This window comes from Streptomyces cinereoruber (assembly GCF_009299385.1).
Lineage (GTDB): Bacteria > Actinomycetota > Actinomycetes > Streptomycetales > Streptomycetaceae > Streptomyces > Streptomyces bikiniensis.
The window spans coordinates 514675-541224 of record NZ_CP023693.1 but is presented as its reverse complement, the minus strand read 5'-3'; the positions used below and the strand labels follow the sequence as shown (position 1 = coordinate 541224).

Here is a 26550-nt window from a genome sequence, read left to right as displayed (position 1 = left end):
GACGGCCGGCGTACCCGCGGACGGGCGAACGGCGGAAGACGGCAACGCAACGCAAGGAGCGTCGATGATGGCCCGTCCATGGTCGGTCCGACCGGACCTCCGGCTCACGGCCCACGCGGTCGCCGGACGGTACCGGCTCGACGGTCTGCTGGGACGCGGAGGCGCGGCCGACGTGTACGAGGCGCTGGACCTGCGCCTGCGGCGACCGGTGGCGGTCAAGTTCTTCCGGCCGGGCGGCGAACTCCCGACGGGCGACCACATCGAGGACGAGGGGCGCCTGCTGGCCCGGATGCGGCACCCCGGACTCGTGACCCTGTACGACTCCGGACAGGAGGAGGGCCGGCCCTACCTCGTGATGCAGCTCGTCAGGGGAACGACCCTGCGCCGGCGCATCGCCGCGTCCCCCCTCACCGCCCGCGAGACCGCCCGGACCGGAGCCGCGCTCGCCTCCGCGCTCGCCCACGTGCACGCGACCGGCGTCGTACACCGCGACGTCAAGCCGTCGAACGTCCTCCTGGACGGCACGGGCCTCCCGTACCTGACCGACTTCGGCATATCCCGGCTGCTCGACCCCGCCGCCCGCACCGAGACCGGCCCCCTCGTGGGAACCGCCGCCTACATGGCCCCCGAGCAGGTCCTGGGCAGGGGAACCGGACCGGCGGCGGACGTCTACAGCCTCGGCCTGGTGCTCCTCGAATCCCTCAAGGGCGAACGGGAGTACGGGGGAGCCCCCCTGGAGTCCGCGATCGCCAGGCTGCACCGGCCGCCCGTCGTCCCCGAGGGCCTCCCGGTGGACCTCGCCGGACTGCTGGAGGCCATGACGGACCCGGACGAGACCGGCAGGCCCGACGCCGACGCCTGCTTCCGCGCACTGACGGCCATGCCGGGCGGGGACGGCGCGCCGCTCCTCGCCACCGGCCCCGGTGCCACGGAAGGGGCCCGGACCCCGTACGGCGACGCGGAGACGGCGGACACCACGCCGCCCCCGCGTCCCGTTCCCCACCGCTCCGGCCGCGCACTCGCCGCCTGTGCGGCGCTGGCCGTGCTCGGCGCGACGCTGACCGGGTCGATCGGCGCCCCGGCCGCGGCGGAGGAGGCGCCTCCCGGGCCGTCCTACCGGACCACCGCCGACCCCCGTACGCCGGAGGGCCCGTCGAGCGGCCGGTGAAGGGCGGCCGACGCCGACCGCGCGTCCCGCCCACCCTGCGCACCCGAAAGAACCCTGCATACCCGAGAGAACCCTGCGCACCCGAAAGAGAGGAAACACCCTTGCACCACGACATATGGACCTTCCCCGGGACCGCCCTCCACGCGACCGGCACGGACCTGACCGGTTACGCGGTCGAAGCGACGGACGGCGGGATCGGGAAGATCGACAAGCACTCCGCCGAGGCCGGTCGGTACCACCTGGTCGTGGACACCGGCCCCTGGATCCTCGGTCGGCAGGTCGTGGTCCCCGCGGGGATCGTCACCGCCGTGGACCGGGAGGCGGAGACGGTCTTCGTCGGCTGCACCAGGGAACAGATCGAGAAGGCCCCGGAGTTCGTCCCCGAGAGCGCCGACGCGGACGGACGGCACCGCATGACGTTCACGGACTACTACCTGGCGTTCTTCCGGTAGGCGCTCCGCCGGCCCGCGCACGAGGAGTACGGGACGGCCGAGGTGTACGAGGAGGGCCGGACGGGCGGGGCGGGGTCATCGCCCAGCGGATGCCGCCGACCGCCAGCCGTCCGCCCGTACGCGCCGCCGCCCGCGCGGGCCGGGGGAGCGACGGGAGCCCCAGCTCCCCGAGCGCCCACGGCGGCAGCAGCTCCACCGCCCCCGCCGCGAGCAGCGCGTACGGCACCCGGGCCCGCCGGGGGATCGGCGGGTCCCGCAGCAGGAACCGGGCGGCCTCCCGGGCCTCGCGGGTGCCGCCGAGTTCACCGCGGTACGACTCCAGGCGCCGCGCCAGCTCGGCCAGGTCCCGGGGCGGCCGCTCCGCCCCCAGCTCCTCGGCGATCCGGGCCGTGTCCGCCACGTAGCCGTCGCAGTCCGAACGGCTGAGCGGCGCCGCCCCGTAGCGCAGGTGGGCCCGCAGGAAGCTGTGGACCTCCGCCACGTGCACCCAGCCCAGGAGGTGCGGGTCGGAGGCCCGGTACGGCAGCCCTCCGGGCGTGGTGCCCCGCACCCGCTCGTGGACCGCGCGCACGCGCTCCACCGCGTCCCGCGCGTCCTCGGCCGTACCGAACGTCGTGACCGCGAGGAACGTGCTGGTCCGCTGCAACCGCCCCCACGGATCGCCCCGGAACCCCGAATGCGCCGCCACCGCCGCCATGGCCGAGGGGTGCAGCGACTGCAGCAGCAGCGCCGTCAGGCCCCCGGCGAACATCGCCGCGTCGCCGTGGACCGTGCGGATCGGCCGGTCCGGACCGAACCACCGCGGCCCCGGGGTCTCGTGGACGCGGGCGCGCGTCTTCTCGCCCGAGGGCCCGGCGACGCGTCGGAAGAGCTCGCTCCCGAGCCGTTCCCTCAGGTCGTCCACGAACGGGGGCGACCACTCCACAGGGCCAGTATGCGCCCGCCGCGGCGAAGCCCTCCGGGCACGGCGGTCAGTCGGTGAGGACGTCGAGGAGCGGTCGCCAGTCGATGTGGGAGCTCTCGGTCCCCGCGGGCACGACGGTGTACGTCGTGTTCAGCCAGCGCAGCGCGGGCCCGCGTCCGAGGCTGATCAGGGCGGCGTGCGCGGGGTCGCCCAGGCGCAGCACGAGCCGGTCGTAGGGGGCGGGGCTGATGCGCACCTCGCCGATGCCGACGGGCTTCTCGGTGCCGGCGAGGAACATGTCGCGGTCCAGGTGCCACACCGTGTCGCCCGTCGGGGTGTGGAGGGTGAGGGCGATGACGAAGGGGGAGCGGGACCGGTAGCGGACGGTGGCCTCCAGGGGGACGCGGCAGGAGTCGGTGATCAGGAAGGCGGTCGTCCTCCACTTGATCTCGCGGCAGGCCGGCGGGACGGGGGAACTGGGACGGGACACGGGGGCTCCAACTTCGGACGCCACCCGGGGCGGTGGCGTTTCCCGGTCCGGATACCCCGTGAGCCGTGATCACTCCACGGAAGTGTGTGGTGACGGAGAGGGATGTGTCGAGAACTTGTGGCGGCTGTCAACCGTCCTTGACGGTCGCTCCTGTCGAGGCCGGGGGCGGATGGTCCCGGAGGGGCGTCAACCGGCCGCCCGGAGTGCGCCGCGATGGCCGGAGGGGACGCTTTTCCGGCTTGAGGTCGCCGTTCGGGCGGGGCGCATGCCCGGCGCACGGGAGCGTGGCACGTCGGTGAGGGGTGTGACGAGGGGCCGGCGGGTGCGTCGGGCGGGCAGCCGGAATGGCGTGGGTGATAGGCGGACAAGTGAACGTAAAACGGGCTTTCGATGGCCGGATATCCCGCCGGGGGCGCCGTTTGGCATATGACCGTCACTCTTTCCGAGCTTTCCCTCCGATGAATTACTGGAAAGTAACATGTGGGTCCGCGTCCTTGGCCGAGGTGGATCCTTTAATGTGATTGGAGTGAGTTCCGCTTTGGGGGGAAGTCTTGGCCGGGGGCGCTCGTCGTCCCGATCCGGAGCGGGTGGACCGCCGGCCTCCGCGGTCGTGGCGAAGTCCCTCCGGGGGAGCGGTGCGCGCGTGGCGGAGTGCGGGGGAAATCCCGCTCCGGCCGCCCGGTGGTGCCGGGTGAACCGCGCGTGAAAAAGACCGGAACGAGATATCGAGAACGGGTGGGAACGTGAGCAATCCCTTCGATGACGAGTCGGGGCGCTTCGTCGTGCTGGTGAACGGCGAAGCCCAGTACTCCCTCTGGCCCGCGCATCTGGACGTTCCCGGCGGCTGGGACCGCGAGGGGACCGAAGGGTCGCGCCAGGAGTGTCTGGAGCGGATCGAGAACGTCTGGACCGACATGCGTCCCGCCGGACTGGTGGCGGCGATGGAGGCCGAAGCCGGCTGACGCCTCGTCGGGTCGCCGGAGGCATTGCGCAGGTCAGGCGGTGCTTCCGAAGGTTCGGCTGTCAATTTCGTTCACCTTGTGAGCGATTTCGCTCACGAGTAGTCCCCGGCCGGTCATCCGTGACGGCCGGTCGTTCATGGCGCCCGGGACTCCCCTGCGGAAGACATCGACAGGGGTGTCCTGCGGCCTCCCTCTCTCCCCCGTGCGGAACCACGCGGCCCCCGCGGACCACGTGGACCGCACGGTTCCGCGCGGGGCGGGCACATCCCCGTACGAGATCTCCCCGGCGCCGGCGGTGAAGACCGGACGGCGACTTCCCGCGTGTGCCGCCACGCGGAGGAAATCCGTCGCGATCCCGTCGTGCCGAATGCCCCCACTCCGCTCAACCGTCCCCTGAAAACCCTCACCGAAGGTGTCGTCGGCATGCCTGAAGACCACTCCTTTCCGTCGGACGAGTCCACCCCCGAATTCCTCGAACTGACTACGGCCCAGCAGGGTGTGTGGTACGGCCAACTGGTCGACCCGGGCAGCCCCAAATACAACATCGGGGAATGCCTGGAGATTCGCGGAGGGATCGACGAGAGATTATTCTCCGCCGTTCTCAACCGGGTGGCCCACCTCTGCGACAGCCTGAACACCGTGTTCGTCGCCGGGGACGGGCCCGTCCGCCAGCGGGTGGTCCGCCCGGTGGCCGAAACCGACCGGCTGCACCGGGTGGACCTCACCGGAGCCGACGACCCCGTCGCGGAGGCGGAGCGGTACATGGCCGACGACATGGCCACCGTCGACCGCCTCGAAGCACCGACCCACCACTTCGCACTGCTGCGGCTCGGCCCGCGCCTCCACTACTGGTACGTCCGCTTCCACCACATCGCCGTGGACGGCCTCGGCGGCGCGCTCTTCACCCGGGCCGTGGCCGACTTCTACACGCGGGCCGTGCGCGGCGAGGACCTCACGGCGCTGGAGCCGCCCACCGGCCCCCTGCACGCCCTGGTCGCCGACGAGGCCGCCCACCGCGCCTCCGGCGGGCTGGAGGCGGACCGCGCCTACTGGACCGGCAGGTTCGCCGACCGGGCCGCGGACGGCACCGGCCCCGAGGACGGCGGCACGGACGGCGCCCCCCTCCTCAGGAGACGCACGGACCGGCCCGGAGACGGCGAGCGATCCGGGACGGACCGGCCGGGAGACGGCGAGCGGCCCGGGAACGACGACCAGTCCGGCCCCGGCCCCGCCGCCCTGCACACCGGCGAGACCCTGCCCCTGCCCGTGTTCGACGGCCTGCGGCGGCTCGCGGCCGGCCACCGCACCACCTGGAGCGCGGTCCTCGTCGCGGCGGTCGCCGCCTACACGGCACGGGTCACCGGACGCCGGGAGGTCTGCGTGGGCCTCGCCTCCCACGGCCGCCACGGCGCCCTCCGGCACGTGGTCGGGATGACCTCCACCGTCCTGCCCCTGAGGCTGACCGTCGACCCCGGTACGCCGGTCGGGGAACTCGTCCGGAGCGTCGCCGCCGAGATGCGCGGCGCCCTGCGCCACCGCCGCTTCTCGCGGGAACAGCTCGCCCGCGAACTGAACCTCGCCGAAGGCGCGGCCCGTCTCACGGACCTCGTCGTGAACATCATGGGATACGGCTACGACCTGGACTTCGCCGGCAGCCCCGCCGCCTCCCGCCTGCTCTCCCTCGGCCCCGTAGACGACGTGTCCCTGTTCGTCTCCGAACGGCCCGAGGGAACCGGCCCGCAGATCGGCTTCGACACCAACCCGGAGCTCCACCACCCCGACGACGTCCGGCTCCACCAGCAGGCCGTGGTCGGCTTCCTCGCCGCGCTCGCCGACGCGGACTCCGACACGCCCGTGCGCGACCTCCCGCTGCTCGACGCGGAGGCCGCCCGGACGCTCCTCGACCACGGGCGCGGAGCGGCCCTGCCGCCCGGGACCACGGCCACGAGCCTCCCGGAGGCGTTCGCCGCCCGCGTCCGCGCCACCCCCGGCGCCCCCGCCGTCGTGGACGGCGCCACCACCCTCTCGTACGGAGAACTCGCGGAGCGGGCCACGGACCTGGCCCGCGCCCTCACCGGCTGGGGCCTCGGCGCCGAGGACGGCGTCGGCGTCCTCGCGGGCCGCTCGGCCGCCGTCGTGACCGCCTCGCTCGGCGCGGTGGAGGCCGGAGCCGCGTACGTGCCGATGGACGCCGACTGGCCGGCCGAACGCCTCGACCGCGTCGCCGGGACCGCCCGCGTCCGCGCCCTGGTCGTCGACGAGGAGGCCGCCGGACGCGACTGGGTGAAGGTGGCCGCCACCCGGCTGCCCGTCCTCGTGACCGACCGCACGGGCACCGTCCTCCGGGGCGGCCCGGAACGGCCCGGCCCGCCGCCGGGGCCCGTCCGCGGCGACCGGCTCGCCTACGTCATGTTCACCTCCGGTTCCACCGGTCTGCCCAAGGGCGTCGGCGTCGCCCACGCCGACGTCCTCGCCCTCGCCGCCGACTCCGCCTGGGCCGGCACCTGCGACGCGGTCCTCCTGCACTCGGCGTACGTCTTCGACGCGTCCACCTTCGAGATCTGGGTGCCGCTCCTCAACGGAGGCCGGGTCGTCGTCGCCCCCGAAGGCCTCCTGGACGCCCGCAGGCTCAAGGACGCGACCGCCCGCGACGGCGTCACCGCCGTCTTCCTGACCACGGCCCTCTGCAACGTCGTCGCCGAGACCGACCCGACGGCCTTCACGGGCCTGCGCCTGGTCGCCGCGGGCGGCGAGGCCGCCGCCCCCGACCTGATGGGCCGGATGGCCGCCGCGGCGCCCGCGACCCGCGTCCTGCACGTGTACGGGCCCACCGAGACCACCACGTTCGCCACCCGGCACCGGGTCGGGCCCGGCGCCCCCGGTGTCCCGCCGATCGGCCGCGCCCTCGACGGAACGCGCCTGTACGTGCTCGACGCCTCCCTGCGCCCCGTGCCGCCCGGCGTCGTGGGCGAGCTGTACGTGAGCGGTGCCGGCGTCGCCCGCGGCTACCTGGGCCGGCCCGGCCTCACGGCCACCCGGTTCGTCCCCGACCCGTACGACGGGAACGGCGGCCGCATGTACCGCACCGGCGACCTGGCGCGCTGGACGGCCCGCGGGGACGTCGAGTACGCCGGACGCACCGACGGACAGATCAAGCTCCGCGGGTTCCGGATCGAACCCGCCGAGATCGAGAACGCCCTCCTCGCCCGCCCCGGCGTCCGCGACGCCCGCGTCCTGGTCCGCGAGGACGCGCCGGGCGACCGCCGGCTCGTCGCCTACGTCGTACCGGCCCCCGGGGCCCGCCCGGACGGCCCGGAACTCGCGCGCGCCCTCGGCCGCGTCCTGCCCGCGTACACGGTGCCCTCCGCGTTCGTCCTCCTCGACGCGCTGCCCCTGAACGCCAACGGCAAGGTCGACCGGAAGGCCCTCCCCGCACCCCAGGCCCCCGCCACCCAGGGGTCCGCGCCGCGCACCCCGCACGAAGAGGTCCTGGCCGGCCTGTTCGCCGACGTCCTCGGGGTGCCCGCCGTGGGCGTCGACGACAACTTCTTCTCCCTGGGCGGCCACTCCCTGCTCGCCACCCGGCTCGTCTCGCGGGTGAGGGCCGCGACGGGCGCCGGCACCGAACTGCGCGACCTCTTCGCACACCCCACGGTGGCCTCCCTCGCCGCCACCCTCGGCACGGCAGGGGAGGCCCGGCCCGCCCTCGTCCCCAGGGACCGGCCCGACCCCCTCCCGCCGTCCTTCGCCCAGCAGCGGCTGTGGTTCCTCAACCGCGCCGAGGACACGGGCGACACCTACAACGTGCCGCTCGTCCTCGACCTCGAAGGACCCCTCGACACCGGGGCGCTGCGCGGCGCCCTCGCCGACGTCGTCGCCCGGCACGAGAGCCTGCGGACCGTGCTCGCCGAACACGACGGCTCGGCCCGCCAGACCGTCACCGACGCGCGGACCGCCGCGTCCCTCGTCCCCCTCGACGTCGAGACGCCCCCGGCGGGAGAACCGGCCGGGGACTGGGCCGAACGGACGGTACGGCGCCTGGCCTCGGAGCCCTTCGACCTCACCACCGACCTGCCCGTACGCGCCCGGCTCCTCGCCACCGGCCCCGACCGGCACGTCCTGGTGCTCGTGCTCCACCACGTCGGCGCCGACGGCTGGTCCCTCGCCCCGCTCTGCCGCGACCTCGGGGCCGCCTACCGCGCCCGCACCACGGGCACCGCCCCCGACTGGCCCGAACTGCGCGTCCAGTACGCCGACTACACCCTCTGGCAGCGGGAACTCCTCGGCGACGACACCGACCCGGAGAGCCCGGTGGCACGTCGGCTCGCCTTCTGGCGCGACGCCCTGTGCGGCGCCCCCGACCTCCTCGAACTGCCCCTGGACCGGCCCCGCCCCACGGCCCCGGACCACCGGGGCGACGCGGTGCCGTTCGACCTGCCCGCCGACGCGTACGCCCGGCTCGGCGCACTCGCCCGCGACACCGGCTGCACGCCCTTCATGGTCCTCCACGCCGCGCTCGCGGTGACGCTCCGCGCCCACGGCGCGGGCACCGACATTCCGCTGGGCACCGCGGTGGCGGGTCGGACCGACGAGGCCCTGGACGAGCTGGTGGGCTTCTTCGTCAACACCGTCGTCCTGCGCACGGACCTGTCCGGCAACCCGACCTTCCGCGAACTCCTCCGCCGCGTGGCCGCGTTCGACCTCGCGGCCTTCGACCGCGCCGACCTGCCGTTCGAGCGGCTGGTCGAGGAGCTCAACCCGGACCGCTCCGGCGGCCACCACCCGCTCTTCCAGACCATGCTGGTGCTCCAGAACCAGCGGGCCGCCACGCTCGACCTGCCCGGCGTCACCGTACGGGACAGGTCCCGGCACACCGGCATCAGCAAGTTCGACCTGACGTTCTCCCTCGTGGAGGTCCCGGAGAGCCCAGGGGTCCCGGAGGCTTCGGGGATCCCGGAGAGCCCTGAGCCCGTGCGGCTCGGCGGTCACCTGGAATACGCCACGGAGCTCTTCGACCGCGCCACCGCCCGCGCCCTCGCCGACCGGTTCGCCCGCGTCCTCGCCGACGCCGCGGCCGAACCCGACCGCGCCGTGGACGACTTCGACCCTCTCACCCCGGACGAGCGCGCGGACCTCCTGGAGCGGGGCCGCGGCGAACGGCGCCCGCTGCCGTCCCTCACCGTGCCCGAGGCGGTGGGGGAGTGGGCCGCCCGCACCCCGGACGCGCCCGCCGTCCGCGACCCCCGCACCACCCTCACGTACGCCGGACTGCACGCGCGGGCCGACGCCCTCGCCCGCGTGCTGCGCGAGCGCGGTGTCCGCCGCGGCACCCTGGTGGCGCTCGCGGTCCCGGCCTCGGTGGACACCGCGGTCGCCATGCTGGCCGTCCTGCGGGCCGGGGCCGCCTACGTGCCCGTCGACCCCGAGTACCCCCACGCCCGCATCCGCCAGATGCTGGACGACGCGCGCCCCGTCCTGCTCCTCACCGGGACGGACGTCCCCGCCGGCATACCCACGGGCGGCATACCCCGGCTCTCCCTGGACGACCCGGCCGTACGAGTCGCACAGACCGACGATTCGGTCGTACCGGCCGCCGGGCCCGGGGACCAGGCCCCGCCCCACCCGGCCGACGCCGCCTACGTCATCTACACCTCCGGATCGACCGGCCGCCCCAAGGGCGTCGTCGTCCCCCACCAGGCCCTCGCCAACCACATGGCCTGGATGGCGCGCCACCTCGACCTCAGCCCGGAGGACCGGGTCCTCGCCCGCACCTCCACCAGCTTCGACGCCTCCGTCTGGGAACTGTGGCTGCCGCTCGCGCACGGCGCCCAGGTCTGCGTGGCACCCCCGGGCGCCAACCGCGAACCGCGCGAACTGCTCTCCTGGATGCGCCGGTCCGACGTCACCGTGGCCCAGTTCGTCCCCTCCCACCTCGCGCTCGTCCTCGCCGAGGAGGCCGAGACCGAGGCCGAGACAGAGAGCGAGATCGAGGCCGGGCCGCTGCCCGCCCTGCGGGCCGTCCTCTGCGGCGGCGAACCCCTGCCGCGCGCCCTCGCCGACGCCGTCGCCGCCCGCTGGCAGGCGGAACCGCACAACCTGTACGGGCCGACCGAGGCGACCATCGACGCCACCGCCCACCGGGCGGACCCGGCGGAGCCCGCCCCGCCGGCGCCCGGCGGGTCCGTGCCCATCGGGCGGCCCGTCGACGGGACGCGCGCCTACGTCCTCGACGGACGGCTGCGCCCCGTGCCGCCCGGCGTCACCGGGGAGCTGTACCTGTCGGGCTCCCACCTCGCCCGCGGCTACCTCGACCGCCCGGGGCTCACCGCCTCCCGTTTCGTCGCCGACCCGTTCGACGCCCCCGGCACCCGCATGTACCGGACCGGCGACCTGGTCCGGTGGGACCGCGAAGGGCGGCTCGCGTACGTCGGCCGCACCGACGACCAGGTCAAGCTGCGCGGCTTCCGGATCGAACCGGGCGAGGTCGCCGCCACCCTGCTCGCCCTGCCCGGCGTCACGGCCGCCTGCGCCGTGGTCCGCGAGGACGCCCCGGGGCGCCCCCGGCTCGTCGCGTACGCCGTCACCGCCGACCCGGCACCGGGCGTCACCGCCCTGCGGGACGCGCTCGCCGAGGCCCTGCCGCACCACCTGGTGCCCGAGGCGGTCGTCGTCCTCGACGCCCTGCCGCTGCTGCCCAACGGCAAGGTGGACCGCGCCGCCCTGCCCGCCCCCGACGAGGAGCCGGACCGGACAGGACCGGGCCCGCGGACCCTCCGCGAGGACCTGGTCGCGGGGATCTTCGCCGACGTCCTGGAACGCCCGTCCGTCGGACCGCACGACAGCTTCTTCGCCGTCGGCGGGCACTCCCTCCTCGCGATGCGCGTCGTCAGCCGGATCCGCGGCCTCCTCGGCGCCGACCTGTCCGTCCGCACCCTCTTCGAGCACCCGACGGCCGCCGCCCTCGCCCGCGTCCTGGAACCCACCGGCCCGGCCCGGCCCGCGGTGACGCCCGTCCGACACCGCCCCGACCCCCTGCCGCTCTCCTTCGCGCAGAGCCGGCTGTGGTTCCTCGGCCGCCTGGAGGGCCCCGGCTCCACCTACAACGTCCCCCTCGTCCTGGAGCTGCGCGGCGAGCTGGACGCGGACGCCCTGCGCGCCGCCCTGCGCGACGTCGTGGAGCGCCACGAGGCGCTGCGCACGGTCTTCCCCGAACGGGACGGGGTGCCCCACCAGGTGGTGCTGCCCGCCGCCGGCGCCGCGCCCCGGCCGCCCGTCGAGAGCACGGCCCCGGCGGACCTGGAGGCCGCCGTCCTGGCCGCCGTCCGCGAACCGTTCGACGTGCTCACCGACCCGCCGCTGCGCGCCCGGCTGCTGCGCGCCGCCCCCGGACACCACGTCCTGGTCCTGGTCCTCCACCACATCGCGGGCGACGGCTGGTCCCTGGGACCGCTGACCCGCGACCTGGGCGACGCCTACCGCGCCCGCCTCGCCGGCCGGACGCCCGAACCCGCGACCGGCACCCCGCTCCAGTACGCCGACTACGCCCTCTGGCAGCACGACCTCCTCCAGGAGGGCGGCGACGTCCTCGAACGGCAGCTCGACCACTGGCGCGGTGCGCTCGCGGGCCTGCCCGAACTGCTCGAACTGCCCCTCGACCGGCCCCGTCCCGCCGTCGCGGACCCCCGGGGAGCCGTGGTCGCCCTCGACGTGCCGCCCGCCCTGCACGCGGGCCTCCTCGACCTGGCCCGCGCCTCCGGCAGCACCCTCTTCATGGTGCTCCGGGCGGCCGTGGCCGCACTGCTGCGGCAGCACGGCGCGGGCGACGACATCCCGCTCGGGACGCCGGTCGCCGGCCGCACCGACGAGGCCCTGGAGGACCTGGTCGGCTTCTTCGTCAACACCCTCGTCCTGCGCACCGACCTGTCCGGCGACCCGACCTTCCGCGAACTGCTCCACCGAGTCAGGGAGTTCGACCTCACGGCCCACGCCCACCAGGACGTGCCGTTCGAACGGCTCGTCGAGAGCCTCAACCCCGTCCGCGCCCGGGACCACCACCCCCTCTTCCAGACCATGCTGGTCCTGCAGAACCAGCGGCCCGTCCGCCCCGACCTGCCCGGCCTCACCGTCGAGCACCGCCTCGTCCACAACGGACTGAGCAAGTTCGACCTCACCTTCGCGTTCGAGGAGAACGAGAAAGAGAACGGGGACGGGAACGGGGGCGGCGGCGGTCTGTCCGGCGGCATCGAGTACGCCACCGCGCTCTTCGACCGCGCCACCGTCGAGGCGCTCGCGACCCGGCTGGTCCGACTGCTCGCACAGGTGGTCGCCGACCCGGACCGGCGCCTGTCCGGACACGACCCGCTCACCCCGGAGGAACGCCTCCGCGTCACCCGCTGGGGCACCGGCCGGGCCCTCCCCGCCGGAGCCGACACCGGAGTCGACGCCAGGAACGGCACCCTGCCCGCGCTCTTCGCCCGGTGGGCGCGCCGCACCCCCGGCGCCCCGGCCGTCGTGGACGGCACCACCACCCTCTCCTACGCGGCACTCGACCGGATCTCCACCGACCTCGCCGCCGCCCTCGCCGGCCTCGGCGTCGGACCCGAGGAGTCCGTCGGCGTGCTCCTGAACCGGTCGCCCGCCGTCGTCGCCGTCTCCCTCGGCACGGTCCGCGCGGCCGGCGCCTACGTGCCCCTGGACGCGCGCTGGCCCGGCGAGCGGCTCGACCGGGTCGCCGCCGTGGCGGAGCCCCGCGTCCTGGTCGTCGACGAGGAGAACGCCGCCTCCCCCTGGGTGACCGCACGCGCCGGCCGCCTGCCGGTCCTCGTCGTGGACCGGCTCGGGCGCGTGCTGCGCGGCTCGCCGGACCGGCCCGGCACCCCGGCGCCCGTACCCGCCCCGACCGCCCTCGCCTACACCATGTTCACCTCCGGCTCCACCGGCCTGCCCAAGGGCGTCGGCGTCAGCCACGCGGACGTCGCCGCCCTCGCGCACGACACGGCCTGGGCGGACGGCGCCGCCGACGCGGTCCTGATGCACTCCGCGTACGTCTTCGACGCCTCCACCTTCGAGATCTGGACCCCGCTCCTCAACGGCGGCCGGGTCGTCGTGGCACCGGAAGGACTCCTGGAGGCCCGGACCCTCGACGCGGCCGTCCACGAGCACGGGGTGACGGCCGTCTTCCTGACGACCGCCCTGTTCAACGTCATGGCCGAGACCGACCCCGGGGCCTTCGCCGGGCTCCGGACGGTCTGCGCGGGCGGCGAACTCGCCTCCCCCGACGCGATGCAGAGGGTCGCCTCGCTCGCCCCGGACACCCGGGTCCTGCACGTCTACGGCCCCACCGAGACCACCACCTTCGCGACCCGGTACGCCGTCCCCGCCGACCTCCCCGCCGGGCCGCCGCCCATCGGCCGCCCGCTGGACGGCATGCGCCTGTACGTCCTGGACGACGCCCTCCGGCCGGTCCCGCCGGGTGTCCTCGGCGAGCTGTACCTCGCGGGGCGCGGCGTGGCGCGCGGCTACACCGGGCGCCCCGGCGCGACCGCCACCCGGTTCGTCGCCGACCCCTTCGCGGGCGACGGCGGCCGCATGTACCGCACCGGCGACCTCGTGCGCTGGACCCCGGACGGGCACGTCGCGTACGTCGCCCGCGCCGACGGCCAGGTCAAGCTGCGCGGCCACCGCGTCGAACCCGGCGAGATCGAGAACGTCCTCGCCGGACGTCCCGAGGTCGCCGACGCCTTCGTCCTGGTCCGCGAGGACGTACCCGGCGACCGCCGCCTCGTCGCCTACGTCGTCCCGGCCGTCGGCGCCCGGCCCGACCCCGCCGAACTGGCCCGCGAGGTCGGCCGCGCCCTCCCCGCCTACATGGTGCCCGCCGCGATCGTCCCGCTGGACGCGCTCCCGCTCACCCCCAACGGCAAGGTCGATCGCGCCGCCCTCCCGGCGCCCGAGCACGACGCCCCGGCCCACGGCCGGGCCCCGCGCACCGCCCGCGAGGAGATCGTCTGCGGCCTCTTCGCCGACCTGCTCGGCCTGCGGACCGTGGGCGCCGACGACGACTTCTTCGCCCTCGGCGGCCACTCCCTGCTCGCCACCCGCCTCGCCGCCCGGCTGCGCACCGTCCTCGACGTGGAGACCGAGGTCAGGACCGTCTTCGAGCACCCGACACCCGCTGCGCTCGCCGCCGTCCTCGACGGCGCGGGCACGGCCAGGGCACGGCTCGAACGGGTCGCCCGCCGACCCGACCCGATGCCGCTGTCCTACGCCCAGCAGCGCCTGTGGTTCCTCCACCGCTTCGAGGGCCCGAGCCCCACGTACAACGTGCCGCTCGTCCTGCGCCTCGACGGCCCGCTGGACACGGACGCCCTGACCCGCGCCCTCACGGACGTGGTCGAACGGCACGAGAGCCTGCGCACCGTCTTCCCCGACACCGGGGGCGTGCCGAGCCAGCGGGTCCTCGACGCCGCCGGCGCCGACCTCGACCTGACGCCCCGCGACGTCGCACCGCACCTGCTCGACGCGGTCCTCGCCGCCGAGACCGCGTACGCCTTCGACGTGGGCTCCGAACGGCCGGTACGGGCCCGGATGCTCCGCCTCGGGACCGACTCCCACGTCCTGGTGCTCCTCGTCCACCACATCGCGGGCGACGGCTGGTCCCTCGCCCCGCTCGCCCGCGACCTCGGCACGGCCTACCGCGCCCGCGTCGCGGGAGAGGGGCCGACCTGGAGCGGACTCCCCGTCCAGTACGCCGACTACACCCTCTGGCAGCGGGAACTCCTCGGCGACGAGGAGGACCCGTCCGGCACGGCCGCCCGGCAGCTGGAGTTCTGGCGGACCGCGCTCGCCGGACTGCCCGACCTCCTCGACCTGCCGCTCGACCGGCCGCGTCCGGCCGTCGCCACCCACCGGGGCGACGCGTTCGCCTTCCCGGTGGACGCCGCCACGCACCGCGCCCTCGCCGACCTCGCCCGGTCCCGGGGATGCAGCCTCTTCATGGTCCTCCAGGCCGCGCTCGCGGTGCTGCTGCGCGGGCACGGCGCCGGCGAGGACGTCCCGCTGGGCACGCCCGTCGCGGGCCGCACCGACGAGGCCCTCGACGACCTGGTCGGCTTCTTCGTCAACACCCTGGTCCTGCGCACCGACCTGAGCGGCGACCCCACCTTCGCCGAAGTCCTCGACCGGGTGAGGGAGTTCGACCTCGCGGCCTACGCCCACCAGGACGTGCCCTTCGAACGCCTCGTGGACGCGCTCGACCCCGAGCGGGCCCAGAACCGCCACCCGCTGTTCCAGACCATGCTGGTGCTCCAGAACCACGCCGGGGCGAGCGTGGACCTGCCCGGCCTCACGGTGACGGAGCAGCCGGTCCGCACCGGCATCAGCAAATTCGACCTCACGTTCACGTTCACCGAGCGCCGGGACGAGGAGGGCCGCCCCGCCGGCCTCGACGGGAACCTGGAGTTCGCCACCGACCTCTTCGCGCCCGCCACCGCGCACGCCCTCGCCGCCCGCCTGACCCGGCTCCTCGGCACGCTCGCCGCCGCCCCGGACCGGCCCGTCCGCACGGTGGACGTCCTGACGGCGGACGAGCGGACCGCGCTCGTACGGAGCGGACACGGCCCCGCCCGGACGGTGCGGGCCCGGACCGTGCCCGAGGCGTTCCGCGCCCAGCGCGACCGCACCCCCGGGGCGGTCGCCGTACGGGACGGCGAACGGAACACCACCTTCGCCGAACTCGACGCGCTGTCCGACGCGATGGCGCGCCTGCTGCGCGGGCGCGGGGTCGGCCGCGGGGACGTGGTGGCGCTCGCGATGCCCGGCACCACCCACCAGGTGGTGGCCATGCTCGCGGTCGCCAAGGCGGGCGCCGCGTGGCTGCCGGTGGACCCGGAGTACCCCGCCGCCCGGCTCGGCCTCGTGGTCGAGGACGCCCGGCCCGTCCTCCTCGTGACCACCACGGCGACCCTGCGGACGCTGCCGGACCTGCCGGTGCCGGTCCTCGCGGTCGACGGCCCGGAGGCGGCGGAGCCCGTACCCGTACCCGCCCCGGACGCCGTACCGGACCCGCGGGACGCCGCCTACGTCATCCACACCTCCGGCTCGACCGGCCGCCCCAAGGGCGTCGTCGTCACCCACGCCGCGCTCACCAACCACATGGCCTGGATGGCCGGCCACCTGTCCCTCACCGACGCCGACCGCGTCCTCGCCCGCACCTCGCCGAGCTTCGACGCCTCGGTGTGGGAGACCTGGCTGCCGCTCCTGCACGGCGGCGCCACCTGCCCCGTACCGCCGTCCCTCAACCACGACCCGGCCGGACTCCTCGCCCGGATGCGCCGGGAAGGGGTGACGGTGGCCCAGTTCGTGCCCTCGCTCCTCTCCCTCGTCCTCGGCGAGACCGAGCACGAGGAACCCCCGGCCGCCCTCCGGGCCGTCCTGTGCGGCGGCGAACCGCTGACCGCGTCCCTGGCCGAACGCGCCGGACGGGCCTGGGGCGCCGAGGTGCACAACCTGTACGGGCCGACCGAGGCGACCATCGACGCCACCGCCCACCGCCACCGGCCCGCCGACGCGACGGCGTCCGGCACGCGGGACACGGGCACGGTGCCGCTCGGCCGCCCCGTCGACAACACCCGCGCGTACGTCCTGGACGACACGCTCGCCCCGGTCCCGCCGGGCGTCGTGGGTGAGCTGTACCTCGCCGGCGAGGGACTGGCGCGCGGCTACCTCGGCCGCCCCGGCGCGACCGCCGAACGGTTCGTCGCCGACCCGTTCGGGCCCCCGGGGACGCGCATGTACCGCACGGGCGACCTCGTCCGCCGTGCCGCGGACGGCCTCCTCACCTACGTGTCCCGCGCCGACGACCAGGTCAAACTGCACGGCCTGCGCATCGAGCCCGGCGAGATCGAGGCCGCCCTCGCCGCGCTCCCCGGCGTCGGCACCGCCTGCGTGCTCGTCCGCGAGGACCGGCCCGGCGAGCAGCGCCTCGTCGCCTACACCGTCCCCGAACCCGGCGGTCCCGGCGTCCCCGACGCCCGTACGCTGCGGGAACGGCTCGCCGCGTCCCTCCCGCCGTACATGGTCCCCGCCGACTTCGTCCCCCTCGACGCACTGCCGCTGCTGCCCAACGGCAAGACGGACCGGCGCGCGCTCCCGGCCCCAGCCCGCCCCGCCCCGGAGGCCGGACGGCGGGACGGCGGGAAGCCGCGCACCGAGCGGGAGCGGATCCTGTGCGAGGTGTTCGCCACGGTGCTGCGCGTGCCCGAGGTCCGCACCGACGACGACTTCTTCGCCCTGGGAGGCGACAGCATCCTCTCCATCCAACTGGTCAGCCGGGCCCGCGAGAACCGGCTCGGCGTCACGCCCCGGGACGTCTTCCTGCACCGCACGCCCGAGGCGATCGCGGCGGCCGCCGAGGAACTCGACGGACGCACCCCGGCCCCGGCCGACGACGGCGTCGGCACCATGCCGCCCACCCCCATCGCGGCCTGGTTCCTGGACCGCCCGGGACCCACGGACGGCTACAACCAGTCCGCCGTGCTGCGGACCCCCGCCGACGCCGACGAGGAGCGCCTCGCCGCCGCGCTCCAGCTCCTGGTCGACCACCACGACATGCTGCGGGTACGGGTCGTCCGCACCGCCGGGGGAGAACCGGCCCTGGAGACCCTGCCCCGGGGGACCGTGCCGGTCCGCCCCCGTCTCACCCGGATCGACGTCGCGGGACGGGACGCGGACGGGGTCCGCACCGCCCTCGCCGAGGCGGGCGAGCGGGCCAGGGAACGGCTGCGGCCCGCGCACGGCGAGGTGTTCGAGGCGGTGTGGTGCGACGCCGGCCCCCGGACGCGCGGACGCCTGCTGCTCGTCGTGCACCACCTGGCGGTCGACGCGGTGTCCTGGCGGATCCTGGCCGAGGACCTGACGACGGCCTGGCACGCCGTGACCACCGCCGCCCCCAGGCCGGGCGACCCCTGCTCCGTACCGGGCACTCCCGACTCCGCGCCGGGCACCCCCGTCCTGCCCCCCGTCACCACCTCCTACCGCTCCTGGGCGCGGCTCCTCGCCGCCCAGGCCCGGGAGGGCACCCGGGCGGCCGAACTCCCGCTGTGGGAGAGCGTGGCGCGCGCGTCCGACCCGCCGCTCGCCGACCGGCCCCTCGACCCCGTACGGGACACGGCGGGCCGGACCCGGACCCTGACCACCCACCCGGCGGCCGCCCGCACCGGGGCCCTGCTCACCACCGCTCCGGCCGCCTTCCACGCCGGCGTGGACGACGTCCTGCTCACGGCCCTCTCCCTCGCCGTCCGCTCCTGGCGCGCGGAACGCGCCGACCGGACCGGCGCGCCGCGCCCGGAGGGCACCGGCGTGCTGCTCGACCTGGAGAGCCATGGCCGCGAACAGATCGCCCCGCACCTCGACCTGTCCCGTACGGTCGGCTGGTTCACCAGCCTCTACCCAGTCCTGCTCGACCCCGGCCCCCTCGACCCGCGCGACCCCGGCCGCTTCGGCGCCGACCTCGTGGACCGGGCCGTCAAACGCGTCAAGGAGCAGCTGCGGGCCGTACCGGACCACGGCATCGGCCACGGCGTGCTGTACCGCCTCGACCCGGGCGCGCGGGCCCGCCGCGAAGGCGCGGCCGAGCCCCGGATCGGCTTCAACTACCTCGGCCGGTACGCGGCGGAGGACCCGGCGGGCGGCGGGGAAGCCGACTGGCAGGTGGTGCTCGACGGCGGCGGCCCGGCCGCCCAGGACCCGGACATGCCCGTCCACCACGTCCTGGACGTCAACGCCCACACCGAGGACCGGCCCGGCGGGCCCCGCCTCGTGACCCGCTGGACCTGGCCCGCCGACCTGCTCGCCGAGGAGGACGTGACGGACCTTGCCGACGCCTTCGACCGGGCCCTGAACGCGATCGCCGAACACGCCGGACGGCCCGACGCGGGCGGCTGGACGCCGTCCGACCTTCCCCTGGTCTCCCTCGACCAGAACCAGCTCGACCGACTGAAGAACAAGTGGGGTGGACGCAAGTGACCGGGTTCCAGCTCGAAGACGTACTGCCGCTGACGCCGCTGCAGTCAGGCATGCTCTTCCACGCGCTGTACGACTCCGACGCCGTCGACGTCTACACCGCGCAGTTCGTCTTCACCCTCGAAGGCCCCGTCGACACGGCCGCGCTGCACGCCGCCGTCGGCACCCTCCTGCGCCGACACGCCAACCTGCGCGTGGGCTTCCTCCACGAGGACCTGGACGAACCGGTGCAGGCCGTGGCCGCCGAGGTCCCGGTGCCGCTCGAACGGCACGACCTCACGGCGCCGGACGACGGACGGACGGTCGAGGAGCGGGTCCGCGCCTTCCTCGCCGCCGACCGCACCCGGCGCTTCGACCTCGCCACCCCGCCGCTGATGCGGTTCTCCCTGCTGCGCACCGGCACCGACCGCCACCGCCTGGTGATGACGAGCCACCACATCCTGCTCGACGGCTGGTCGACGCCGCTCCTCGTGCGCGAGCTGTTCGAGCTGTACGCGCACCGGGGCGACGACGCCACCCTGCCGCGCGTCACTCCGTACCGCACCTACCTCGCCTGGCTGGCCGGACAGGACGAGCCGGCCGCCCTCGACGCCTGGCGCACCGCCCTGGCGGGCGTCGAGGCGCCGACGCTCCTCGCCGGGCGCGGCGCGACGGAGGCGGCCCGCGCGGGCGAACTGCCCGAGACCCTGGTCCTGGAACTCGACGCGGCGACCAGCGAGCGGTTGCGGGAGACCGCCCGCGCCCACCGGCTCACCCTCAACACCCTCGTCCAGGGCGCCTGGGGCCTGCTGCTCGCCCGGCTCACCGGCCGCGACGACGTCCTCTTCGGCACCACCGTGTCCGGCCGCCCGCCGGAGCTGCCCGGCGTCGAGTCGATGATCGGCCTCTTCATCAACACCGTGCCGGTACGTCTGACCCTCCGCCCCGGCGAGACCCTCGCCGCACTCCTCACCCGCCTCCAGGACGAGCAGGGCCGCCTCCTCGGCAGCCAGCACGTGGGACTGACCGAGATACGCGCGACGACCGGTCTCGACACCCTCTTCGACACCCTGGCCGTCTTCGAGAACTACCCGCTGGACGAGGAGACCCTGCGCACCGCCCGGCAGGGCCTGCCCGGCCTGACCGTCACCGGGTTCGAAGGCACGGACGCCGCCCACTACCCCCTCACCCTCACCATCGCCCCCGGCGACGCCCTGCGGATCACCTTCGCCTTCCGGCCCACCGCCCTGGACCGCGAGGAGACGGCCCGCACCGTCGCCCGGATGCGCACCCTCCTGACGGCCCTGGCCGACGGCCTCGACCGACCGGCCGACACCGTGTCCGTCCTCCTCGACGGCGAGCGCGAGACGCTGCTCGCCAAGGGCGAGGGAGCCGCCCTCCCCGCCGCCGCCCTCGCCACCGGCCTCCCGGCCGCCGTCGCCCGGCACGCCGCCGCCCACCCGGACGCGACCGCGGTCACCGGGGCCGGCGAACGGCTCACGTACGGGGAGCTGCGCGCCCTCGCCGACGACCTGGCCGGGACCCTGACCGGCCTCGGCGCGACCGCCGAAGAAGGCGTCGGCCTCCTCCTCGGCCGCTCGTCCGCCCAGGTCACCGCCCCGCTCGGAGTCCTGCGCGCGGGCGCCTCCTACGTACCCCTGGACCCCCGCTGGCCCGCGGACCGGCTCACCCGGGTGACCGGGGCCGCCGCCCCGAGGCTCCTGATCGTCGACGAGGCGAACCGTACGCACCCCTGGGTGCGGACCCTCGGCCCCGACGCGCGGATCGTGACCGTGGACGCCGCCGGCCGCGTACGGGACGGTCGGCCCGCCGCCCCCGGCCCGCTGCCCGACGGCGTCGGCGGCGCCCGGCTCGCGTACACCATGTTCACCTCCGGCTCCACCGGCCTGCCCAAGGCCGTCGGCGTCACCCACGCCGACATCGCCGCGCTCGCCGCCGACCGCACCTGGGACGACGGCGCGGCCGACGCGGTCCTGCTGCACTCCGCCTACGTCTTCGACGCCGCCACCTTCGAGATCTGGGTGCCGCTGCTGCGCGGCGGCCGGATCGTGGTGGCACCGGACGGAGTGCTCCAGCCGGAACGGCTCAGGGAGCTCGCCGCCCGCCACGGCGTCACCGCGGCGTTCCTCACCACCGCCCTGTTCAACGTCTTCGCCGAGACCGACCCCGGCGCCCTCGGCCTGCTCCGCCTCGCCGCCGCCGGCGGGGAGGCCGCCGCCCCCGGCGTGCTCCAGCGGCTCGCCGCCGCCCACCCCGGCACCCGCGTCCTCAACGCCTACGGCCCCACCGAGGCCACCACCTTCGCCCTCCTGCACCGGGTCGCCGCCGACGCGGACCCGGACGGCGTGCCGCCCGTCGGACGGCCCCTCGACGGGGTGCGCGCCCTCGTCCTGGACGCCGCGCTGCGCCCCGTGCCGGACGGCGCCGAGGGCGAGCTGTACCTCGCGGGGCCCGGGGTGGCGCGCGGCTACCTCGGGCAGCCGGGGGCGACGGCCGCCCGGTTCGTCGCCGACCTCTCGGACCCGGCCGGCGGCCGCATGTACCGCACCGGCGACCTCGTCCGCCGCACCCCCGACGGAGACGTCGTCTACGCGGGCCGCGCCGACCAGCAGGTCAAACTGCGCGGCCACCGCATCGAGCCCGCCGAGATCGAGGCCGCCCTGCGCGCCCACCCGGCGGTGCGCGCCGCGTGCGTCGTCGTCCGCGAGGACCTGCCCGGCGACCGCACCCTGACCGCCTACGTCGTCCCCGCCCCCGGCCGCACGCCCGACCCGGCCGCCCTCACCGCCCACGTGGGCAGCCGCCTGCCCGCGTACATGGTGCCCTCGGCCGTGCAGACCCTGGACGCGCTGCCGCTGACCCCCAACGGCAAGCTCGACCGGGCCGCCCTCCCGGCGCCCGCCACCGTCCCGGACACGACCGGGCGGGCCCCGCGCGGCGCCCGCGAGGAGATCCTCGCGGGGCTCTTCGCCGACGTGCTCGGCCTGCCGGAGGTCGCCGCCGACGCCAACTTCTTCGCGCTCGGCGGGCACTCGCTCCTCGCGACCCTGCTCGTGGGCCGCATCCGTACCGCGCTCGACGCCGAGACCGAGATCCGCACGCTCTTCGAGCACCCCACCGTCGCCTCGCTCGCCGCCGCCCTGGAGGACGCCGGCCGCCCGGCCCGCCCGGCCCTGACGGCCCGGCCCCGGCCCGACGCGCTCCCCCTGTCGCACGCCCAGCGGAGGCTGTGGTTCCTCCACCGGCTCGACGGCCCCTCGGCCACGTACAACATCCCCTTCGCCGTACGCCTGGAGGGCGCGCTCGACGTGGACGCCCTGCGCCGGGCCCTCCACGACACCGTCGCCCGCCACGCCTCCCTGCGCACCGTCTTCCCCGAGCGGGAGGGGGACCCGGTGCAGCACGTCCTCGCGCCCGAGGACGCCCGCCCGGCGCTCCTCCTCGACCCCGTGGACGAGGACAAGTGCGCCGACCGGATCGCCGCGGCCGTGGCCGAACCGATCGACATCGCACGCGAACTGCCCCTGCGGGCCACCCTGCTGCGGCTCGCGGACGAGACCCACGTCCTCGTCCTCGTGATCCACCACATCGCCGCCGACGGCTCGTCCCTGGCCCCCCTCGTCCGCGACCTCGGCGCCGCCTACCGCGCCCGCCTCGGCGGAACGGCCCCGCGGTGGACCCCGCCGCCCGTCGACTACGCCGACTACACGCTGTGGCAGCGGGAGCTCCTCGGCGACGAGGAGGACCCCGACAGCCCGCTCTCGCGCCAACTCGCCTTCTGGCAGGGCGCCCTGGCCGGACTGCCCGAATGCGTCGAACTGCCCCGGGACCGCCCGCGTCCCCCCGCGCCCCGGCACCGGGGCGCCACCCACCACTTCGCCGTCGGCGCCACCACGGCCCGGCGGATCTCCGCCCTCGCCCGCGCCAACGGGTGCAGCGACTTCATGGTGCTCCGGGCGGCCCTGGCCCTCCTGCTCTCCCGGCACGGCGCAGGCGAGGACGTCCCCCTGGGCACGGCCGTCGCCGGACGCACCGACGAGGCCACCACCGATCTCGTCGGCTTCTTCGTGAACACCCTCGTCCTGCGCACCGACCTGAGCGGCGACCCGACCTTCCGCGAACTCCTCGACCGGGTCAAGGAGTTCGACCTGTCCGCCCACGCCCACCAGGACGTCCCCTTCGAACGCCTCGTGGAACTCCTCAACCCGGCGCGCGCACCCCACCACCCGCTGTTCCAGACGATGCTGGTGCTCCAGAACCACGCTCCCGCCGACCCCGTCGACCTCCCCGGCCTCACCGTCCACGGCGTGCCGGTCGACCTCGGCGCCAGCAAGTTCGACCTGTCGTTCACCTTCACCCGGGCGCCCGGAGACGAGGACGCGTCCGGCGGTCTGCGGGCCTCCGTCGACTACGCCACCGAACTCTTCGACGCGGACACGGTGCGCGGCCTGGCCGACCGGCTCGTCCGCCTGCTCGGCGCCGTCACCGAGGACCCCGGCCTGCCCCTGCACGCCTACGACGTCCTCGGCGACGCCGAACACGCCCGCCTCGCCCGGTGGGGGACCGGCCCCCACCGGGACCTGCCCGGGGAGACCTTCCCCGAACTCCTCGCCCCCTGGGTGCGGCGCACCCCGGACGCCCCGGCCGTCCGCGACGCGCACACCACCCTGACCTACCGCGAGCTCGACGCGCGCGCCGACGCCCTCGCCCGGCGGCTCGCCGCGCGGGGCATCGGCCCGGAGGACCGGGTCGCCGTGGCCCTGCCCCGCGACGCCGGCCTGGTGGTCGCCCTGCTCGCCGTCCTCAAGGCCGGCGCGGCCTACCTGCCCCTCGACACCGGCTACCCGGCCGCCCGGCTCGCGCACATGCTCGACGACGCGGCCCCCCGCCTGCTGCTCACCACCCCCGAACTGCACCCCCGCCTCCCGCACACAGCGGTCCCGCACCTCCACCCGGGAGACGGCGAACCGGCCCCGGACCCGTCCGCCCCCCTGCCCGTCCCGCACCCGGCCCACCCGGCGTACGTCATCTACACCTCAGGCTCCACCGGCCGCCCCAAGGGCGTGGTCGTCACCCACCGGGGGATCGGGGCGATGGCCGCCACCCAGCGGGAACGGCTGCGGCTCACCCCGGACAGCCGCGTCCTGCACCTGGCGTCGGTGAGCTTCGACGCCGCCTTCTGGGAGCTGTGCATGGCCCTGCTCTCCGGCGCCTGCCTGGAGATCGACGCGCGCGACGCCCTGCTGCCCGGACCGGCCCTCGCCGCCCGCGTCCGCGACCACGGCATCACCCATCTGACGCTCCCGCCGGCCGCCCTCGCGGTGACGCCGCCGGACTCGCTCCCCGCCGGGACCACGATCGTCCTCGCCGGCGAGGCCTGCCCGCCCGCCCTCGCCCGGACCTGGGCGCGCGAACGGCACCTCGTCAACGCGTACGGCCCCACGGAGACCACCGTCTGCGCCACCATGAGCGGCTTCCAGCAGGCGGACGGGCCGTTCGCCCCGGACCGCACGGTGCCGATCGGCGCCCCCGTCGACGGCACCCGGGTCCGGGTCCTCGACGCCCGCCTCGCACCCGTACCGCCCGGAGTGGTGGGGGAGTTGTACGTCTCCGGCGAGGGCCTGGCCCGCGGCTACCACGACCGGCCGGGGCTCACCGCCGCCCGGTTCGTGGCCGACCCGTTCGACCGGGCGGGCGGGCGCATGTACCGCACCGGAGACCTGGCCCGCTGGAACCACCGCGGACAGCTCGAATACGTCGGCCGCGTGGACGACCAGGTCAAGCTGCGCGGCTTCCGCATCGAGCTGGGCGAGGTCGAGGCGGCGCTCACCGCCCTTCCCGGCGTCGCCGCCGCCTGCGCCGTCGTACGGGAGGACCGCCCCGGCGACCGCCGCCTGGTCGCCTACACCGTGCCCGCCGAGGGGACGGCCGGCCCCGACGCGGCCGAGGTGCGGGCCCGCCTGGCGGACGTCCTGCCCGACCACATGGTCCCCTCCGCCCACGTACGCCTCGACGCGCTCCCCCTCACGCCCAACGGCAAGACGGACCGCAAGGCCCTGCCGGCACCCGAGGAGCCGCGCGGCGGCGGACGCGAGCCGCGCACGGACCGGGAACGGGCCCTGTGCGAGGTGTTCGCGCGGACCCTCGGGGTGCCCCGGGTCGGCGTCACGGACGACTTCTTCGCCCTCGGCGGACACTCCCTGCTCGCCGTGACGCTGGCCCGCCGCATCGAGGAGGAGTGCGGCCGACGCCTGTCGCTGCGCGCCCTGTTCGCCGCCCCGACGGTCGAGGGCGTCGCCCGCCTCCTGGCCGACCCGGAGGACGGCACCGCCCCGCCGCACGGGCCCGGACCGGTGGACTGGACGGCGGAGGTCCGCCTCGCCGACGACGTCACCGGCGCCGGACGCACGCCCGCACCGGCGGACCCGGCACGGCGGCACCGCTCCCGCCCCTCGCCCAGGCCCCTCCTGACCGGCGCCTCCGGCTTCCTCGGCGCGTTCCTGCTGCGCGACCTGATCGAGACGACCGGCGAACCGGTCGACTGCCTGGTCCGCGCCGCGGACGAGCGGGACGGCGCGCACCGCCTGCGGGAGAACCTGCGGCGGTACGGCCTGTGGCGCGACCGCTACACGGACCTGATCCGGCCCGTGCCCGGCGACCTCGCCGCCCCGCGCCTCGGCCTCACCCCGGAGGCCCGCGCCGCGCTCGTCCGCCGGCTCGGCCCCGTGCTGCACAACGGCGCCCGGGTCAACTTCGCGGCCGGCTACGGCGACCTGCGCGCCGCGAACGTCGCCGGGACCGAGGAACTGCTGCGGATGCTCGCCGACTCCGACTCGCCCGGCATGCACCACGTGTCCACGACGAGCGTCCACGCCCCGTCGGCCGGTCCCGTGACGGTCACGGAGACCACGCCGACCGGCCCGGCCGACGCCCTGCCCGACGGCTACGCGCGGAGCAAGTGGGTCGCGGAGGGCCTGATCGGCCTGGCGCGCGAACGCGGCCTCCCGGTCACCGTCCACCGGCCCGGCCGCATCAGCGGCGACACCGCCACCGGCGCCTGCCAGGACCGCGACCTGCTGTGGCAGCTCATCAAGGGTTGCCTCCAGGCGAAGGCGGTCCCCGACCTGCCGCACGGCTCGACGGGCTGGGTGCCCGTCGACTACGTCAGCGCGGCGGTGGTGGCGCTCGCCACGGCCGCGCCCGGCGGCACGGACACCTTCCAGTACACCCATCCGGACGCGCCGGACCTCGAAAGGGTGTTCGCCGTCGCCGAGAAGCTCGGTTACGAGCTGCGCAGGGTGCCCGCCGAGGAGTGGCGGACGCTCGTCGCGGCCCGCCCCGACAACGCCGCCCAGCTGTTCCTCGGCGAGGGAGGCAGCACCGGGGAGGCGGTCGACGGACGCCGCTTCGATTCCCGCCGCACGGCCGCCGCGGCGGCGGAACTCGGCGTACGGCCACCGGCCCTGACGGAGAAGGTCCTCGTGCGCTACCTGGCCTACTTCCGGGGGACGGGCTTCCTGCCGGCCCCGGACGCGGAGTGACGGCCGGGACGG

At 75.9% G+C, this 26550-nt stretch carries 7 protein-coding genes; 5 read left to right on the top strand and 2 right to left on the bottom strand.

Features of this window, described 5'->3' with window-relative positions; translation table 11 throughout:
* Nucleotides 1-64 precede the first annotated feature (64 nt).
* Both CP977_RS02480 and CP977_RS02475 read left to right on the top strand, forming a co-directional pair.
* A complete protein-coding gene (locus CP977_RS02480) occupies nucleotides 65-1168 on the top strand; it encodes a serine/threonine-protein kinase (RefSeq protein ID WP_079131355.1) in 1104 nt (367 codons plus the stop codon).
* Between the two features lie 101 nt (nucleotides 1169-1269).
* The gene (locus tag CP977_RS02475; RefSeq protein ID WP_062757168.1) at nucleotides 1270-1620 is read left to right on the top strand and encodes a hypothetical protein; all 351 of its coding nucleotides are present in this window, start codon (nucleotides 1270-1272) and stop codon (nucleotides 1618-1620) included.
* Here the strand turns inward: CP977_RS02475 and CP977_RS02470 are convergent.
* Complete coding sequence (locus CP977_RS02470) at nucleotides 1589-2545, bottom strand: oxygenase MpaB family protein (RefSeq protein ID WP_104860618.1); 957 nt, start codon at nucleotides 2543-2545, stop codon at nucleotides 1589-1591. The genes CP977_RS02475 and CP977_RS02470 overlap by 32 nt on opposite strands.
* 46 nt (nucleotides 2546-2591) lie before the next feature.
* A complete protein-coding gene (locus CP977_RS02465) occupies nucleotides 2592-3014 on the bottom strand; it encodes an SsgA family sporulation/cell division regulator (protein ID WP_062757167.1) in 423 nt (140 codons plus the stop codon).
* A gap of 743 nt (nucleotides 3015-3757) precedes the next feature.
* Between CP977_RS02465 and CP977_RS02460 the strand changes: the two genes are divergently transcribed.
* From CP977_RS02460 to CP977_RS02450, 3 genes are all read left to right on the top strand, one after another.
* Nucleotides 3758-3976, top strand: coding sequence for an MbtH family protein (locus tag CP977_RS02460; protein ID WP_062757166.1), 219 nt, complete (start codon nucleotides 3758-3760; stop codon nucleotides 3974-3976).
* Nucleotides 3977-4399: 423 nt separating this feature from the next.
* A complete protein-coding gene (locus CP977_RS02455; RefSeq protein ID WP_152369523.1) occupies nucleotides 4400-19000 on the top strand; it encodes a non-ribosomal peptide synthetase in 14601 nt (4866 codons plus the stop codon).
* Entirely contained in the window at nucleotides 18997-26538 is a 7542-nt protein-coding gene (locus CP977_RS02450; RefSeq protein WP_152369522.1) for a non-ribosomal peptide synthetase, read from the top strand. Before CP977_RS02455 ends, CP977_RS02450 begins: the two co-directional genes overlap by 4 nt.
* Nucleotides 26539-26550 lie beyond the last annotated feature (12 nt).

Excerpts from the sequence above, each read along its gene's own strand:
- CP977_RS02455 (WP_152369523.1), top strand. The coding sequence starts at position 4,400 with ATGCCTGAAGACCACTCCTTTCCGTCGGACGAGTCCACCCCCGAATTC.
- CP977_RS02480 (WP_079131355.1), top strand. The coding sequence starts at position 65 with ATGATGGCCCGTCCATGGTCGGTCCGACCGGACCTCCGGCTCACGGCC.